General features: G+C 65.3%; 17 protein-coding genes. 5 read left to right on the forward strand and 12 right to left on the reverse strand.

The features are described from left to right. Positions 1-65: 65 nt before the first annotated feature. The 5 genes from PD284_RS02675 to PD284_RS02695 all read left to right on the forward strand — a co-directional run bounded on the left by PD284_RS02675 (position 66) and on the right by PD284_RS02695 (position 4902). Complete coding sequence (locus PD284_RS02675; RefSeq protein WP_274626686.1) at positions 66-1424, forward strand: putative bifunctional diguanylate cyclase/phosphodiesterase; 1359 nt, start codon at positions 66-68, stop codon at positions 1422-1424. A 74-nt stretch (positions 1425-1498) separates the two neighbouring features. Further along, on the forward strand, positions 1499-2266 hold the full coding sequence (locus PD284_RS02680) for an SDR family NAD(P)-dependent oxidoreductase (RefSeq protein ID WP_274626687.1): 768 nt from the start codon (positions 1499-1501) through the stop codon (positions 2264-2266). Next, the gene (locus tag PD284_RS02685) at positions 2263-3207 is read left to right on the forward strand and encodes a 2-dehydro-3-deoxygalactonokinase (protein WP_274626688.1); all 945 of its coding nucleotides are present in this window, start codon (positions 2263-2265) and stop codon (positions 3205-3207) included. The genes PD284_RS02680 and PD284_RS02685 overlap by 4 nt, the downstream gene beginning before the upstream one ends. Beyond that, on the forward strand, positions 3204-3839 hold the full coding sequence (locus tag PD284_RS02690; RefSeq protein WP_274630521.1) for a 2-dehydro-3-deoxy-6-phosphogalactonate aldolase: 636 nt from the start codon (positions 3204-3206) through the stop codon (positions 3837-3839). The genes PD284_RS02685 and PD284_RS02690 overlap by 4 nt, the downstream gene beginning before the upstream one ends. Before the next feature lie 10 nt (positions 3840-3849). Continuing rightward, positions 3850-4902, forward strand: a complete 1053-nt coding sequence (locus tag PD284_RS02695; protein ID WP_274626689.1) for a D-alanine--D-alanine ligase family protein — start codon at positions 3850-3852, stop codon at positions 4900-4902. A gap of 52 nt (positions 4903-4954) precedes the next feature. Here the strand turns inward: PD284_RS02695 and PD284_RS02700 are convergent, their stop codons facing one another. The 12 genes from PD284_RS02700 to infC all read right to left on the reverse strand — a co-directional run bounded on the left by PD284_RS02700 (position 4955) and on the right by infC (position 14223). After that, on the reverse strand, positions 4955-5257 hold the full coding sequence (locus PD284_RS02700) for a septal ring lytic transglycosylase RlpA family protein (RefSeq protein WP_274630522.1): 303 nt from the start codon (positions 5255-5257) through the stop codon (positions 4955-4957). Between the two features lie 315 nt (positions 5258-5572). Further along, positions 5573-6766, reverse strand: coding sequence for a hypothetical protein (locus tag PD284_RS02705; protein ID WP_274626690.1), 1194 nt, complete (start codon positions 6764-6766; stop codon positions 5573-5575). A gap of 138 nt (positions 6767-6904) precedes the next feature. Then, the gene (locus PD284_RS02710; RefSeq protein ID WP_274626691.1) at positions 6905-7453 is read right to left on the reverse strand and encodes a cytochrome b; all 549 of its coding nucleotides are present in this window, start codon (positions 7451-7453) and stop codon (positions 6905-6907) included. A gap of 131 nt (positions 7454-7584) precedes the next feature. After that, complete coding sequence (pheT, locus tag PD284_RS02715) at positions 7585-9999, reverse strand: phenylalanine--tRNA ligase subunit beta (RefSeq protein ID WP_274626692.1); 2415 nt, start codon at positions 9997-9999, stop codon at positions 7585-7587. Further along, the gene (locus PD284_RS02720) at positions 9996-10427 is read right to left on the reverse strand and encodes an ASCH domain-containing protein (RefSeq protein WP_274626693.1); all 432 of its coding nucleotides are present in this window, start codon (positions 10425-10427) and stop codon (positions 9996-9998) included. The genes pheT and PD284_RS02720 overlap by 4 nt, the downstream gene beginning before the upstream one ends. Positions 10428-10446: 19 nt before the next feature. Next, positions 10447-10725, reverse strand: a complete 279-nt coding sequence (locus PD284_RS02725; protein WP_274626694.1) for a DUF2442 domain-containing protein — start codon at positions 10723-10725, stop codon at positions 10447-10449. Beyond that, on the reverse strand, positions 10706-10942 hold the full coding sequence (locus PD284_RS02730) for a DUF4160 domain-containing protein (protein ID WP_274626695.1): 237 nt from the start codon (positions 10940-10942) through the stop codon (positions 10706-10708). Before PD284_RS02730 ends, PD284_RS02725 begins: the two co-directional genes overlap by 20 nt. Next, positions 10943-11998 (reverse strand): phenylalanine--tRNA ligase subunit alpha, encoded by a 1056-nt coding sequence (gene pheS, locus PD284_RS02735; protein WP_274630523.1) that lies wholly within the window; start codon positions 11996-11998, stop codon positions 10943-10945. Between the two features lie 181 nt (positions 11999-12179). Beyond that, entirely contained in the window at positions 12180-12578 is a 399-nt protein-coding gene (rplT, locus tag PD284_RS02740) for a 50S ribosomal protein L20 (RefSeq protein WP_274626696.1), read from the reverse strand. Positions 12579-12612: 34 nt separating this feature from the next. Continuing rightward, on the reverse strand, positions 12613-12822 hold the full coding sequence (rpmI, locus tag PD284_RS02745) for a 50S ribosomal protein L35 (protein WP_274626697.1): 210 nt from the start codon (positions 12820-12822) through the stop codon (positions 12613-12615). A 190-nt stretch (positions 12823-13012) separates the two neighbouring features. Continuing rightward, positions 13013-13630 (reverse strand): methyltransferase family protein, encoded by a 618-nt coding sequence (locus tag PD284_RS02750; protein ID WP_411956169.1) that lies wholly within the window; start codon positions 13628-13630, stop codon positions 13013-13015. 56 nt (positions 13631-13686) lie between these two features. Then, a complete protein-coding gene (gene infC, locus PD284_RS02755) occupies positions 13687-14223 on the reverse strand; it encodes a translation initiation factor IF-3 (RefSeq protein WP_274630524.1) in 537 nt (178 codons plus the stop codon). Positions 14224-14402 lie beyond the last annotated feature (179 nt).

Below are 14402 nucleotides of genomic sequence, written 5' to 3' on the forward strand. Positions count from 1 at the left end.
GCGATACTTTTCCGAAAGGGTTTTGTGCAAATGTCGCCGGCAAGCCGAAAATAGAAGAAAGATCAATGGGCTTGCCGCTGAAGAGCTACGAAATGCGCCGGGGGGGAGATCACGCCGACCTGGCATTTACCGACCCGCTGACGGGCCTGGGGAACGGCCGTCGGTTCAACGACAAGATTGAACGCCTGATCGCCGAGCGCGCAGACGATCCGGCGCCCTTCACCGTCGGCATCATCGACCTCGACGGCTTCAAGCCGATCAACGACCTGTTCGGCCGCAAGGCGGGCGACGACATCCTGATCCAGGTCGCCATGCGACTGCGGGCCTCCATGGACGCGCAATGCACGGTGGCCCGGATCGGCGCGGACGAGTTTGCATTTCTCTATCCGCTCGTCTTCAGCGAGGAAGCCGCGCTGGAGAAGGCGCACACCCTGATCGAGATCCTGTCGGCCCCTTACGATGTCGGCGAGCGCATGGCGCGGCTGTCGGCTTCGGTGGGGTGCTCGCTGTTCTCGTCCGGCGACGATTCCGCTTCCGTGCTGATGAACAAGTCGGAGACGGCGCTCTACCACGCCAAGCGCGCCGGACGCCGGCGCGTCGTCGTCTACTCCGGCGAGATCGAGGCTGCCACGCAGCAAGCCACGCGTGTCGAGCAGGCGCTGCGGCGCGCAATCGCCGCAGGCGAGGTGCAAGCCCACTTCCAGCCGATCGTCGACCTCACGAGCCGCCGGACCATGGGCTTCGAGACGCTGGCCCGCTGGACCGATCCGGACCTCGGCATTGTTTCGCCGGCCGTTTTCATCCCCATCGCGGAGGAGCGCGGCATCATCGGGGCGCTTTCGCAGCTGGTGCTGCGGAAAGCCACCGAGGCCGCCCGCAGCTGGCCGGAAGACCTCTTCCTGTCCTTCAATTTGTCGCCGTCGCAGCTGGTCGACCAGAACACCGGCCTGCACATTCTCTCCATTCTCGACAAATCCGGCTTCGATCCGCGCCGGCTGGAGATCGAGATCACCGAGACGGGCCTGATGACCGACCCGGCCTCGGCCGAGAAGATCATGAACGAGCTCAGGCTTTGCGGCATCAAGATCTCCCTCGATGACTTCGGCACCGGCCAGTCCTCGCTCGGACGCCTGCGCGACGTACGCTTCGACAAGATCAAGATCGACCGCGCCTTCGTCTCCTCGATCCTCGAGGACCGCCCGTCCGAGCACATCATCAAGGCCATCCTCGCCATGTGCCAGGGGCTCGGCATGGATGTCGTCGCGGAAGGCATCGAAACCGAAGCCCAGGCGCAGCGGCTGACCCAGTTCGGCTGCCGCGGCGGCCAGGGCTTCCGGTTCGGGCGGCCGGTCGACGCCGAGGCGACGCTCAGCTATCTTCGCGAAACCGCGCGCGTCGACAGGCGGATGGCCGCCGCGCGATAGAACGCACCAGACCTCCCTCGCTTGTCTTTGCTGCGGATGTCGTGGATAGACTTTGCCCGAACCGGAGAAAGTCCATGGCGTCATCGGCGCAGTATCCTGATCTTGCAGGCCGCTCGGTGCTCATCACCGGCGGCGGCTCCGGCATAGGCGCGGCGCTGACCGAGGGCTTCATCCGGCAGGGCAGCAAGGTGGCCTTCATCGACATCGCCGACGAGCCGAGCAGCGCCCTGTGCGACCGGCTGGAGACAGACGCAGGCGCGCGGCCGCTCTACATCAGGGCCGACCTGCGCGACATCGACGCGCTGCGGGCGGCCGCCGCCAAGGCCTCGGAGGCGCACGGGCCAGTGACCGTGCTGATCAACAACGCCGCCTTGGACGACCGCCATCAACTGGCCGATGTCACGCCCGAATACTGGGAGAACAACCAGGCCATCAATCTCCGGCCGCATCTCTTCACCGCGCAGGCGGTCGCGCCGGGCATGAAGGAGGCGGGCGGCGGCTCGATCATCAACTTCACCTCCACGTCGTTCCTGATCAATCATCCCGACATGCCGTCCTATACGGCGGCCAAGGCCGGCATCATCGGCCTTACCAAGGGGCTGGCGGGCGACCTCGGCAGGCACAACATCCGGGTCAACGCGGTTGCGCCGGGCTGGGTGATCACCGAGCGGCAGCAGGCGCTCTGGGTCACCGACGAAGGGCTCAAGGCGCACGTCGCCAAGCAGTGCATCAAGGACGTCATGAAGCCGGACGACATGGTCGGCGTCTGCCTGTTCCTTGCGTCCGACGGATCGCGTATGCTCACCGCCCAGACGCTCATCGTCGATGGAGGTTTCCTGTGACAAAACCCGGCGCCCCGGCTGTAGCCGCGGTCGATTGGGGCACGTCCAGCCTTCGCGTCTGGCTGCTCGACCGCGGCGGCGCGGCGCTTGCGGAGCGGCGCAGCGGCGAGGGAATGCAGACGGCGCGCACCGCCGGCTTCCCGACCGTCCTGGAGCGCATGCTGTCCGAGCTCGCCGCCCCCGCCGATCTTCCGGCCATCGTGTGCGGCATGGCAGGCGCCCGTCAGGGCTGGATCGAGGCGCCCTACGCCGACGTGCCCTGCGCCCTGGACGAGATCTTCTCGCGCGCGATCGATGCGCCCGACGCGCCCCGGCGCGTCAGGATCATCCCCGGCCTTGCCCAGCGCGTCAAAGAGGCGCCGGACGTGATGCGCGGCGAGGAAACGCAGATCGCCGGCGCGGTCCGCAGCCTGGGCGCCGGACGGCATATCGTTTGCATGCCCGGAACGCATTCCAAATGGGTCGCCGTCGACGGCGGCTCCGTCACCGGCTTCACCACCTGGATGACCGGCGAGCTGTTCGATGTTTTTGCCCGGCACAGCATTCTGGCGCATTCGATCGGAGATTCCGTCAAGGGCATTTCGGCGGATGACGACGCGTTCATGACCGGCCTCGAGCAGGGCCTCGAGGGCGCCGACCGGGTCAGTTCCCTGACTTTCGGCATCCGCGCCGCGACCTTGCTGCAGGGGTTGCAGCCGAAGGATGCCGCTGCGCGGCTCTCCGGCCTGCTGGTGGGCGCCGAGATCGCAGGCGCAGAACGGCGGTATCTCGGCAGCGACAACGAGGTGATCCTGGTCGCATCGGGCGCTTTGGGGACACTCTATGCCGCTGCCCTGAAGAAGGCTGGCCTTGCCATCAAGACCGTCGACGCCGACGAGGCGGTTCGCGCGGGGCTGGTGCAGGCGGCCAGGATGAATGGAATGTTGCCGGAGCGCGCATAGTGAACAGTACACCGTTTCCCAGATTGAAGCGCCGTCTCGTCGCGATCCTGCGCGGGCTTGAACACAAGAACGCGGTCGCCACCGCCGAGGCGATCCTCGAGGCAGGCATCGAGGCGATCGAGGTGCCGCTCAACTCGCCGGATCCGTTCCGCTCCATCGAGGCCATCGCGCGCGCCCTGCCTGCCTCGGCGCTGGTCGGCGCGGGCACCGTGCTCACAGCGGACGATGTGCGCTCGCTCGACGCCGCAGGCGGCCGGCTGCTGGTCAGCCCGAACATCGACGCGGACGTGATGCGGGCCGCCGCCGGCTTCGGCATGGTCACCATGCCCGGCGTGTTCACGCCCACCGAGGCGCTGCTCGCGGTCAGGCTCGGCGCGTCGGCGCTGAAATTCTTCCCCGCCTTCGCGCTCGGGCCGAAGGGGATCGCGGCCATCATGACCGTGCTGCCGAAGGAGGCCTTGGTGGGTGCGGTCGGCGGCGTCTCCGAGAAAGATTTTGCCGACTACGCAAAGGTCGGCGTCAGCACCTTCGGCCTGGGCTCCAGCCTCTTTGCGCCCGGCATGGCGCCCGCCGAAGTCGGCAAGCGGGCCCGCGCCGCTGCCGACGCGTGGGACGCCGCTTTCCCCGCCTGACGGGCGGAACGTGGCCCGCCCCGAACTCATACTCGCCTACGAGCCGGTCGCCGCGTGCGAATCCCGGCTTCTCGCGGAGGGCTACTCGGCCGCAGCCACGGCCGAGATCGCGTCATATCTCGCGCAGTCGACCGACCTCGCTCCGGAGTTCGACGCCATTGCGGACGCGTGCGGCCGGCGGGGCATTCGCTTCGTGCCGGTCGAGCTGGATGCGGCCCGCTCGGTTCTCGCGGCGCGCAACCCGGGCCATTGCCTGGTCTGGACCCTCACCGACGGCATTGCCTATTTCCGCGGCAGCGCGATCCCGGCGCTCGCCCGCCTCGGCGGCCACCCGGTGCTCGGGTCGGACGATGCCGTCTTCGCGCTTTGCCAGGACAAGTTCCGTTCCGGGGCGGTCCTCGGCGCGCTGGGCATGCCGGTTCCGAACGCCGGCCTCTGCCGCGACGGCGCATGGATCCCCGCGCCGCCGCCGGCGCCGCTCGGCTATTTCGTCAAGCCCAACCGTCTGGGCGCGAAGATCGGCATATGGCCGGATTCGCGCTGCCAGGACCTCGCCGAGGCCGAAGCGCTGAGCCGCCGCGTCTTTGCCGCCTACCGCGACGACGTGGTCGTGCAGCCCTATGTGCCCGGTCGCGACGTGCGGGCGAGCTTCCTTGCCGTCGACCCGCTGGCAGACGTGGAAAGGCTCGGCATCTTTTTCGTGGACTCCGGCGGCGACTTCCAGACCATGGCCGACAGCCTGGCGCTCTACGGGGATACGGGAGCTGCGGCGCGGGCCAGCAACACCTACGCCGAACCCGAACTGATCCCGGTCGCCCGCAGCCAGCCCGTGGCCGACCGCAGGATCCGCGAGATCGCCTCGCAGCTCATGCGCGGGCTTGGCCTGCGCGACGTGTTCTCGATGGATTTCAGGGTCGAAGCTGACGACACCGTCCATCTGATCGAGTTCGAGGTCTGCCCGGGCCTGCCCTGCTTCGACTTTCGCGGCTATTGCTTGCGGGAGTGGGGACTGGGTCTTGCCGATGCGATGGCCGAGACGGCCGCGTGCAGGTTTGCCTGCTGATGACGGCCCGGCGCGCGGTATGCCTGCGCGGCCCTCCACGGTCAACGCCAGATCAGGTCTGGCGGACCATGCATACAGGCGCATGGCCTGATCCGACCATGCCGATCTTCGAGGCCGCAGCCTTCGAGAGGTCGATCACCCGCCCCTTGATGAAAGGGCCGCGGTCATTGATGCGCACCACCACCGTCTTGCCGTTGCGCTTGTTGGTCACCGCCACCTTGGTGCCGAACGGCAGGCTGCGGTGGGCCGCGGTCATCTCGGCGGGATTCATCCGCTCGCCCGAAGCGGTCTTGGAATAGAGCGCGTACCACGATGCGCGGCCGCATTGGGCGGATGCAGAACTGGCTGCAGACATCACGAGGATAGTTGCCACCAGCGCTGCGCCGGCGGTCCTGACAGTCTTTCTGAACACGACTGTGGCCTCTCCGTTGAAAAGTTAACAAGGGAGAGCGCCTAGGGGGGATTGGGGCGATCAATGCGGCCAGCAACGGGCAGCAATGTGGCAGGCAGACACGTATTGAATCACCATGAAACACTTTGTCATGACTTTGAAGCTCTTTTGCCGCTCCGGGGTTCCCCGCGGCGATGACTCAGCCGTCCGCTTTTCACCCTCGGATCATCTCGAGAATAGTTAACTTCTCATTAAGAAATGTGGCAACGCCGCTTCTCGCTATAACGCCGGCAGCTGGCGCCACTTCGCCTCGGGCTGGAACTGCTGGGACTTCAGCGGCGCGTTCTTCAGCTCGGTGAACACCCAGATCTCGGTCTCGCCCCACTCGTCGATGTCGTCGATCGCCCCGCTGATCCGCATCGACGGGCGCGGAGCTCCCTCGATCATGCGGTTGGCCTGGTCGAGCTTGCCCTGGTCGGTCTCGGCAAACACCACGTTCAGGTCCTTGAGGCGGTTCACCACGGACTTCTCGGCGACATTGTCGAAGAACATCGTGTTGGCCAGCTGGAAGCCCAGGTAGCCGGCCCAAAGCGAGCGTTCGTAATGATCGGCAAGAAGGTTGCGGGAAACCGCGACCGGGCTCTTGCCGAAAAACTCCCACTTCCCGGCCCAGTCCTTCCGGCGTTCCTCGATGCGGGAGCGAACGAGCGCCCGCGCGGTCTCCATGTTCCCGTCCGCGATCCTCATCCAGGCGGCGCCGAACTCCGGCTCGTTGTTCATCCAGGTCTGCCATCCCGAAATGCGATCGAGAACCACCTTGGCGGCATCGTCTACCGACTTCATCAGATCGGTCTGGAGGTTGAAGACGCCCGACCAGGAGGCGAGCTCGTATTCGGCCTGTTTCGGCTTCGGGAAGATCAGGGTGGCCGCGCGGTTGCCGATGTCCTGTGCGATCCCGCCGAAAGCCGACTGCTGCAGCTTGCTGAAGCGCTCGCCGTATTCGATCTGCAGTTTCGGAACGACGCTGACCCCTTTCGACATGTCCCACTTGTAGGACACTGGAACCTTGAAGCTGGGCACGAAGGCATATTGCACATATGCGCCGACGAAGCGCATGGCGCCGGCAGTGAGCAGCGAGAAGATGAATGCGTTGAAGTTGGCCTGTGCCTGCCGCTCCGCCTCGGCAATCTTCAGCGTGTTGTTCCGGCGTTCGACCGCGGTGGCGAACGCCGCCACGACATTGTTGAATTCCGGTTTCCATACCCGGTCGACCTGACGCGCGTAATCCTTCGCAACCTGCTCGAGGAGGAAGATGGCGTCCTTGGCGAGCGCATTTTCACGTTCGCGAGAGGCCGTGGTCGAAGGCGGCGGCTTGATCGCACCCGGCGGAACAACCCGGACCGGAAAGCCGCCGTACGGAATATCGGGCGGCATGAAGGCTCTTTTCACTTCGGCCAGTTCTTCGGGAGACATGACGTTTCGTCCTCTGCCGCCGCCGGATCTTTTGCGCATCTTGCCCAGAAACGCGGGGCCCATGCAACGTGTCCGAGCATCGGTCCGTCTCCCGACCTTCGCCCGAAGGAAGCCGCCCCTTCTGTGGCCTTTCCCACGCTAGGGCCGGATCATGCGCTTCAGCACGTCATCCTTGAGCCAGAAATGGTGGCGCAGGGCGGCAAGCGCATGCAGCGCCACGATGGCGATCGCTCCCCACGCGAGGACCTCATGCGCCGCTGCCCAGAACGTCTCCGCCTCATCGGACATCTGCATGGGCAGGTTCGGCACCACGAACAGCCCGAACGGCATGGACGGAATGTCGAGCACCGACACGGAAACCAGCGCCCACCCGGTCAGCGGCGCCACGAACATGGCGACGTAGAGAAGCCAGTGCGCAGCGTGCGCGGCCATCGCCTCCAGCGATCCGAGCGTCGGCGGAAGGTCCGGACGGGTATTGGCGGCGCGCCAGCCGAGCCGCAGCACGACGAGCCCGAGCAGCAGGAAGCCGAAGGCCTTGTGAAGCTGGATGAGTTCGAAGGCGGTGCGCTGGCTCTCGAGCCGGACCATCGTCCAGCCCAGGGCGAACTCGCCGATGAAGAGCAGGGCGATTACCCAGTGGAGGAGGATCGCCCCCCAACCGTAGCCCGCACTCGTGTTGCGGATCATCGCGCGTCTCCGCGCGGCAGGATTGCCGCTTCCGACAAACGCCGGACGGACGCGGGCTATTCCAGCCGTTGCATTCCTCCTTCTCCCCCTGTGGGAGAAGGTAGGGCGCGTTCCTTAGGCGACTGGTGGCTTCACCCGCGCAACGTTCCGCCGGTCTGCTTCTTCACGTTCTCGACGATCTTGCCGGCCAGCGCCTCGAAATCCTCGTCGGTCAGCGTCTTCTCGAGCGGCTGGATCGAGACCTCGATGGCGATCGACTTCTTGCCGTCGCCGAGTGCAGCGCCTTCGAAGATATCGAAAACGTTCACGCCGGTGATCAGCTTCTTGTCCGCCGCCAACGCCGCGCGCGTCAGCGTCCCCGCCTCCACCGCTCTGTCGACCACGAAGGCAAAATCGCGCTTCACGGCCTGGAAGGCGGAGAGATCCAGCTTCGGCTTGGTCCTGGTGGGCTTCGCCTTCGGCTCGGGAACGGCGTCCACGAACACCTCGAAGCCGCAAAGCGGACCCGACACGTCCAGCACTTCGAGCGCCTTCGGATGGAACTCGCCGAAGGTGCCCAGAACGACCTTCGGGCCGAGCTTGATGGTGCCCGAACGTCCGGGATGATACCACGATGGACCACCGGCCTCGATCTGCAACCGGTCGACCGGCGCGCCGCAGGCTTCCAGCGCCGCCAGCGCGTCCGCCTTGGCGTCGAACACGCCGACGTTCTGGGCGTTGCCCGACCAGTTGCGGCCCGAACCGTCGAGCTTCGCCGTACCGCGCCGTACGCCCGCGGCTACCCGGCGCTGTGCTTTCGGCGCGTCGCCCTCATAGGTACCTGAAACCTCGAACAGCGCCACGTCGCCGAAGCCGCGATCGGCATTGCGCTGCGCCGCCGCGATCAGGCCGGGCAACAGCGAGGGACGCATGTCCGACATGTCGGCAGCGATCGGGTTGGCGAGCTTCAGCTCCGGCTTGCCGCCGCCGAACAGCTCGGCGTGCCTGGCCGGGATGAACGACCAGGTCACCGCCTCCATCATGCCGCGCACGGCAAGCGCCCGCTTGGCGGCGCGGGTGCGTATCTGCAGCGTGGTCAGGATCCTGCCGTTGACTGCATCGTGGCTGCCGAGCGGCTGCGGCGCGATGTTGTCGACCCCGTGTATGCGCATGACTTCCTCGACCAGGTCCGCCTTGCCTTCGACGTCGGGGCGCCAGGACGGCACCAGCACGTCGACGACGCTGCCGGTGCTGGCCGGGCCGAAGCCGAGCCGCGTCAGTATGTCGAGGCTCTCGCCGGCGGGCACGTCGAGGCCCGTCAGGCGCTTCACCTCGGCCAGCGGGAAGGTGACGATCTTCGGCGTGTGGCCGGCATAGCCTACCACGTCGTTCTCACTCGCCTCGCCGCCGCAAAGTTCGAGCACCATCTTGGTCGCCAGTTCGACGCCCGGCACCATGAACTCCGGGTCGACGCCGCGCTCGAAGCGATAGCGCGCATCCGTGATGATGCCGAGCGCGCGGCCGGTGCGGGCGATGTTGAGCGGCTCCCAAAGCGCCGACTCGATCAGCACGTCGGTGGTGTTTTCGTCGCAGCCGGAATGCTCGCCGCCCATGATGCCGGCGATCGATTCGACGCCGTTGTCGTCGGCGATCACGCACATCTCGGGCGTCAGCGTGTATTCGCGGCCGTCGAGCGCCAGCACCTTCTCGCCATCCTTGGCGCGGCGCACCACGAGATCGCCTTTCACCTTGGCCGCGTCGAACACGTGCAGCGGCCGGCCGCGATCGAAAGTGATGTAGTTTGTGATGTCGACCAGCGCATTGATGGGGCGCAGCCCGATCGCCAGCAGGCGCTGCTGCAGCCACTTCGGCGACGGCCCGTTCTTCACCCCGCGCACCAGCCGGAGCGCGAAGCCATGGCAGAGCTTTGGCGTGCCGCCGAACTCCAGCGACACTCTTACGGGGCACGGCCCCGCGCCGGTGTGCGGCATGATCGCGTTGTGCTTCAGCCTGCCTAGCCCGGAGGCCGCGAGATCGCGCGCGATGCCGTGCACGCTGGTCGCATCTGGCCGGTTCGGCGTCAGGTTGATCTCGATGAGCGGATCGTCGAGATGGGCGTAGGCCGCGAAACTCGTGCCCACCGGAGCGTCGGCCGGCAGGTCGATGATGCCGGTATGTTCGTCGGACAGCTGCAGCTCGCGCTCCGAGCACATCATCCCATGGCTCTCGACGCCGCGGATCTTGCCCACCGCCAGCGTAACGTCGATGCCGGGAACGTAGGTGCCGGGCGCAGCGAAGGCGCCGACGAGGCCGGCGCGCGCGTTGGGCGCGCCGCAAACCACCTGGATCGGCTTGCCGTCGCCGGTGTCGACCGCAAGCACCTGCAGCTTGTCGGCGTCGGGATGGCGCGCGGCCGTCAGCACCTTGGCGATCACGAAGGGCTTCAGGCCTGCCTTGTCGTCAACCGACTCGACCTCGAGCCCGATCGAGGTGAGACGCTCGACGATCTCCTCCAGCGAGGCGTCGGTCTCGAGATGGTCTTTCAGCCAGGAGAGGGTGAATTTCATGATACGGCTCGTTCTTCGGTTTCCGTTCGCGGCAGCACTTCCACCAGGCGGAAGCGCTCGCAGATAAGTTCCATGTCCGGCGAGAAACCGCCGTTCCGCTCGAAATAGCTCTGGTGGCCCTCCCGCCACTCGGCGAGTGTCCGCAGCCCCTCGCCCTCGTCATGGGCGAACTTTTCATCCATCTCGTCGAACCGCCGGACCGTCACCTCGACGGTTTCGATCACGGCCGCGCGCCGGCCCTGCCCGTCCAGCACCACGTCGCGCCGCCCCACCACCGGCCGTTCCGGGCTCCCTTCGGGAAAGTCGCGCAGCGCGCCGCAGGTTGCGGTCTTGGTCCCGGCCAGCACCAGGGCGAGCAGCCCGTCGGCCATCGCCGGGCTGTCGCCGAACGAGAAGGTCTGCGCGGAGGCGTAGGGGTCGGTGGACATGAATCGGTCTGGCTTGCGTCTACTCGGCCGCGACGGACGGTGGCACAGCACCCGGCGCCTTCCTTCCGAGAAACATGCTCTTGACGGAGATGCCCTCGTCGACCCTCCGCCACCAGATCCCCTCGTACATCAGTTCGATGTCATTGAGTCCGGTTTGATCCAATCCCGCCAGGAATGGATACCACCAGAGAGGGGTTGAAATAGAACGACCATCAGCCAGGCTGACATGCACTTCGTCACGTGTGCACCACGCCTTTATCGGTCGCATTTCATCCGTTTCAAACGCCAAAGAAGTCATTCCAGGCACCTATCCATTCATCACGGCGCTCGGCGACGACCGCGAGCAAGCGCGCAATTTCCCGATCATTGTATCCCTTGTTCTGCGCAACCTCCAAGTTTTGCAGCCATATCTTCAGAGACTTGCCGTCCTTGACCACGTGCACGTGCGGCGGCTCGTCCACGTCGAGTGCGTAGAAGCGGAACTTGTAACCCTGCCATATCAGCAGCGTCGGCATCTAGCTCGACAGCCCTCCGAACAGCGTCGGCATGTCGAGCGGGCGGAAGCCGTAATGCGACAGCCACCGAACATCCGCGTCGAAGAAGGCGCGCAGGTCCGGCATGCCGTATTTCAGCATGGCGATGCGGTCGATGCCCATGCCCCAGGCAAAACCCTGGTACTCGTCGGGGTCGAGCCCGCCATGGCGCAGCACGTTCGGGTGCACCATGCCGCAGCCGAGGATCTCCATCCAGTCGCTGCCCTCGCCGAAGCGCACCTCGCCCGGCCGCGAGCGGTCGCACTGGATGTCGACCTCAAGGCTCGGCTCGGTGAACGGGAAGAAGGACGGCCGGAAGCGCATCTTCACGCTCGGCACCTCGAAGAACGCCTTGCAGAACTCCTCGAGCACCCACTTCATGTTGGCGACGTTGGCGGTCTTGTCGATCACCAGCCCCTCGACCTGGTGGAACATCGGCGAATGGGTGGCGTCGGAATCCTGCCGGTAGGTCTTTCCGGGGATGACGATGCGGATCGGCGGCTTCTGCGTCTCCATCGTGCGGATCTGCACCGGGGAGGTGTGGGTGCGCAAAAGCTTCGGCGCCTGGCCGTCGCCGGCCGTGTTGAAGAAGAAGGTGTCGTGCATCTCGCGCGCCGGATGCCCTTCAGGAAAGTTCAGCGCGGTGAAATTGTAGTGGTCGGTCTCGATGTCCGGCCCTTCCGCGATGGCGAAGCCGAGGTCGCCGAAGATCGCAGCGATCTCGTCGATCACCTGGCTGATCGGGTGGATGCGCCCGCGCTCGGCCGGCGACTGCCGAACCGGCAGCGTGACGTCGACCTTTTCCGCCGCCAGACGCGCGGCGATGGCGACATCCTTGAGCTCTGTCTTGCGCAGCGCCAGCGCCTCGGTGACGCGGTTCTTGAGGCCGTTGATCGCCGGGCCCTTGACCTGCCGCTCCTCGGGCGTCATCGCGCCCAGCGTCTTCAGCATCTCGGAGACGGAACCCTTCTTGCCGAGCGCGGCCACCCGCACGGCCTCGATGGCCTGCTCGTCGCCCGCGGCGCCGATGTCGGCCATCACGGCGGCCTCCAGCGTATCGATATTGCTGACGTTCTCGTTCACGTGACCCATCCGCTTCGTTCGATGCCGCCGGGGTTGTACGGCAGCCTTGTCAACCGGCCAAAGAAAAACCCGCGCCAGCCCTGCCAGCGCGGGTTTCCCAAATCAGAATTTCGAGTGCTTGGGAAGCGGCTGGTCTTTAAGCGACTGCCTTCTCAAACGCATTCGGGGTGGTGTTCTTCAGGTACTCGAGCGCCTTCTTCGCCTGTGCGACGACGGCGGCGAAGGCCTGCGGCTCATGGATCGCCATGTCGGACAGAACCTTGCGGTCGATCTCGATGCCCGCCTTGTTGATGCCGTCGATGAAGCGGGCGTAGGTCAGGCCGTGCTCGCGGACGGCGGCGTTGATGCGCTGCACCCACAGTGCGCGGAAGTTACGCTTGCGCGCCTTGCGGTCGCGGTAGGCGTACTGCATCGACTTTTCGACCGCCTGCTTGGCGATGCGAATGGTGTTCTTGCGACGGCCATAGAAGCCTTTGGCGGCCTTCAGGACCTTCTTATGCTTCGCGTGGCCGACTGTGCCTCTCTTTACGCGCATGTCATGATCTCCTTAATGTCGCTTCCAACCCGGCTCAGAGGCCGCCGCCGTTAGGCAGAAAATTCTTGATGACCTTGCGGCCGTCCGGTTCAGCCAGAACCATCGTGCCGCGGGCATCGCGGATGAACTTGTTGGAACGCTTGATCATGCCATGGCGCTTGCCGGCAGCGGCGGACATAACCTTGCCCGTGCCGGTGATCTTGAACCGCTTCTTGGCGGCCGACTTGGTCTTCATCTTGGGCATTTTGCTTCTACTCCTTTTCCGGCGCGCTCGGCGCCGTTTTTCTTGTTTCCCGACCGACCAAGGGCTCGGGAAAGCATCGAAAACCGCCACGGCATGCCCTGCCGGGCGGTTTTTGGGAACGCGGCCTTATACAGACGGGACCTTCGAAGTGCAACAGGGCAGATTCGCCGCAGTTGCGCCGTGCTGCCCGCTATATCACCCGTAGCAGCACAGGCAGGACATTGGCCTCCTGCAGGTGCTCGATCGCCTCGAACACCGGAACCGCGGCGACGAAGACCAGACCGTCGAGCAGCGTCGCGTAAACGCGCTTCGACGGCGCTGTCACTGTTTCGGAGTCCTTGAACAGGGCAAGTTTGGGCCAGAAACGCGGCACCCGGGCGCAGTAGGCGGCGTACTGTGCGCCGAAATGCTCCGACAGATGGGCTTCCTCGCGACGGATGACGACGAGGAAAGCCAGCACCGTCAGTAGCCCGAAAGCCAGCCCGACCACGGCGCTGCCGGTCTGCGCGCCGACGCCCGCCGCACCGATCGCGGAGAAGACATAAAGCGGATTGCGGGTGATCGAATAGGGACCGAGGTCGACGATCTCGGCCGCCTTTCGGCCGCCGATATAGAGCGTGCACCACACACGCCCCACGATGGCGGCCGCGATCAGCGCGAGGCCGATCGCCTCCACATACTCATGGAACTCGTGATAGCCCGTCGGCGAGGCGCAGAACAGGAGCACGCCGGCGGCAAGCGCAAGGATGACGCCGAGCGCAAGCCGTCGCATGCTCTGGAACCGCGCAAGCGGAATGGATCTAAGCATTTCCATGGTTCACGATCTGCCTGGGCGACGGCACGCATCGACCGCGCCAGCGTCGGTTACCTCGGAGCCAGCACCATCATCATCTGCCGGCCTTCGAGCTTGGGCTCCGCCTCGACCTTGGCGATGGCCGCCGTCTCCTCACGCACCTTGTTCAGGAGCTGCATGCCGAGTTCCATGTGCGCCATCTCGCGGCCACGAAAACGCAAGGTGAGCTTGACCTTGTCGCCTTCCTCAAAGAAGCGCCGGACGGCCTTCATCTTCGTTTCGTAGTCGTGATCATCGATGTTGGGGCGCATCTTGATCTCTTTGATCTCGATGACCTTCTGATTCTTGCGCGCCTCGGCCGCCTTCTTCTGGTTGGCGTATTTCAGCTTGCCAAGATCGAGGATCTTGGTGACCGGCGGCTCTGCGTTCGGGGAAATCTCGACCAGGTCGAGGCCAGCCTCTTCGGCGGCCAGCAGGGCATCGTTGATCGAAACGTTGCCGCGATTGTTTCCGTCTGCATCGATGAGCTGGACCCGGGGAACTCGGATGTCTCGGTTTGCGCGCGGCCCTTCCTTGGTCGGCGCCGCTGCCTTGAATGGTCTGCGAATGGGCGTGGTCTCCTCAAGCTGTTTCGCACGAAAAAATGATCGTCCGCGCTATGTCGGTACGATCGGGGCCAAGTCAATAGCACAGTCGGTTGCAGAAATCATCATCAGCATATGCAACCTGAGCTACTAACTCGCGAGCCCCCAACTTCGATCCTGGACGACCTTTCTGCCGCATTCTG

It is taken from the genome of Mesorhizobium shangrilense (genome assembly GCF_028826155.1).
GTDB classification, from domain to species: Bacteria; Pseudomonadota; Alphaproteobacteria; order Rhizobiales; family Rhizobiaceae; genus Arvimicrobium; species Arvimicrobium flavum.

Bases quoted from the DNA above. Each gene is read 5' to 3' on its own strand.
- PD284_RS02675 (WP_274626686.1), top strand. From the start codon at position 66: ATGGGCTTGCCGCTGAAGAGCTACGAAATGCGCCGGGGGGGAGATCAC.
- PD284_RS02680 (WP_274626687.1), top strand. From the start codon at position 1,499: ATGGCGTCATCGGCGCAGTATCCTGATCTTGCAGGCCGCTCGGTGCTC.
- PD284_RS02700 (WP_274630522.1), bottom strand. From the start codon at position 5,257: ATGTCTGCAGCCAGTTCTGCATCCGCCCAATGCGGCCGCGCATCGTGG.
- PD284_RS02705 (WP_274626690.1), bottom strand. From the start codon at position 6,766: ATGTCTCCCGAAGAACTGGCCGAAGTGAAAAGAGCCTTCATGCCGCCC.
- PD284_RS02710 (WP_274626691.1), bottom strand. From the start codon at position 7,453: ATGATCCGCAACACGAGTGCGGGCTACGGTTGGGGGGCGATCCTCCTC.
- pheT (WP_274626692.1), bottom strand. From the start codon at position 9,999: ATGAAATTCACCCTCTCCTGGCTGAAAGACCATCTCGAGACCGACGCC.
- PD284_RS02720 (WP_274626693.1), bottom strand. From the start codon at position 10,427: ATGTCCACCGACCCCTACGCCTCCGCGCAGACCTTCTCGTTCGGCGAC.
- PD284_RS02725 (WP_274626694.1), bottom strand. From the start codon at position 10,725: ATGACTTCTTTGGCGTTTGAAACGGATGAAATGCGACCGATAAAGGCG.
- PD284_RS02730 (WP_274626695.1), bottom strand. From the start codon at position 10,942: ATGCCGACGCTGCTGATATGGCAGGGTTACAAGTTCCGCTTCTACGCA.
- pheS (WP_274630523.1), bottom strand. From the start codon at position 11,998: ATGGCCGACATCGGCGCCGCGGGCGACGAGCAGGCCATCGAGGCCGTG.
- rplT (WP_274626696.1), bottom strand. From the start codon at position 12,578: ATGCGCGTAAAGAGAGGCACAGTCGGCCACGCGAAGCATAAGAAGGTC.
- rpmI (WP_274626697.1), bottom strand. From the start codon at position 12,822: ATGCCCAAGATGAAGACCAAGTCGGCCGCCAAGAAGCGGTTCAAGATC.
- PD284_RS02750 (WP_411956169.1), bottom strand. From the start codon at position 13,630: ATGCTTAGATCCATTCCGCTTGCGCGGTTCCAGAGCATGCGACGGCTT.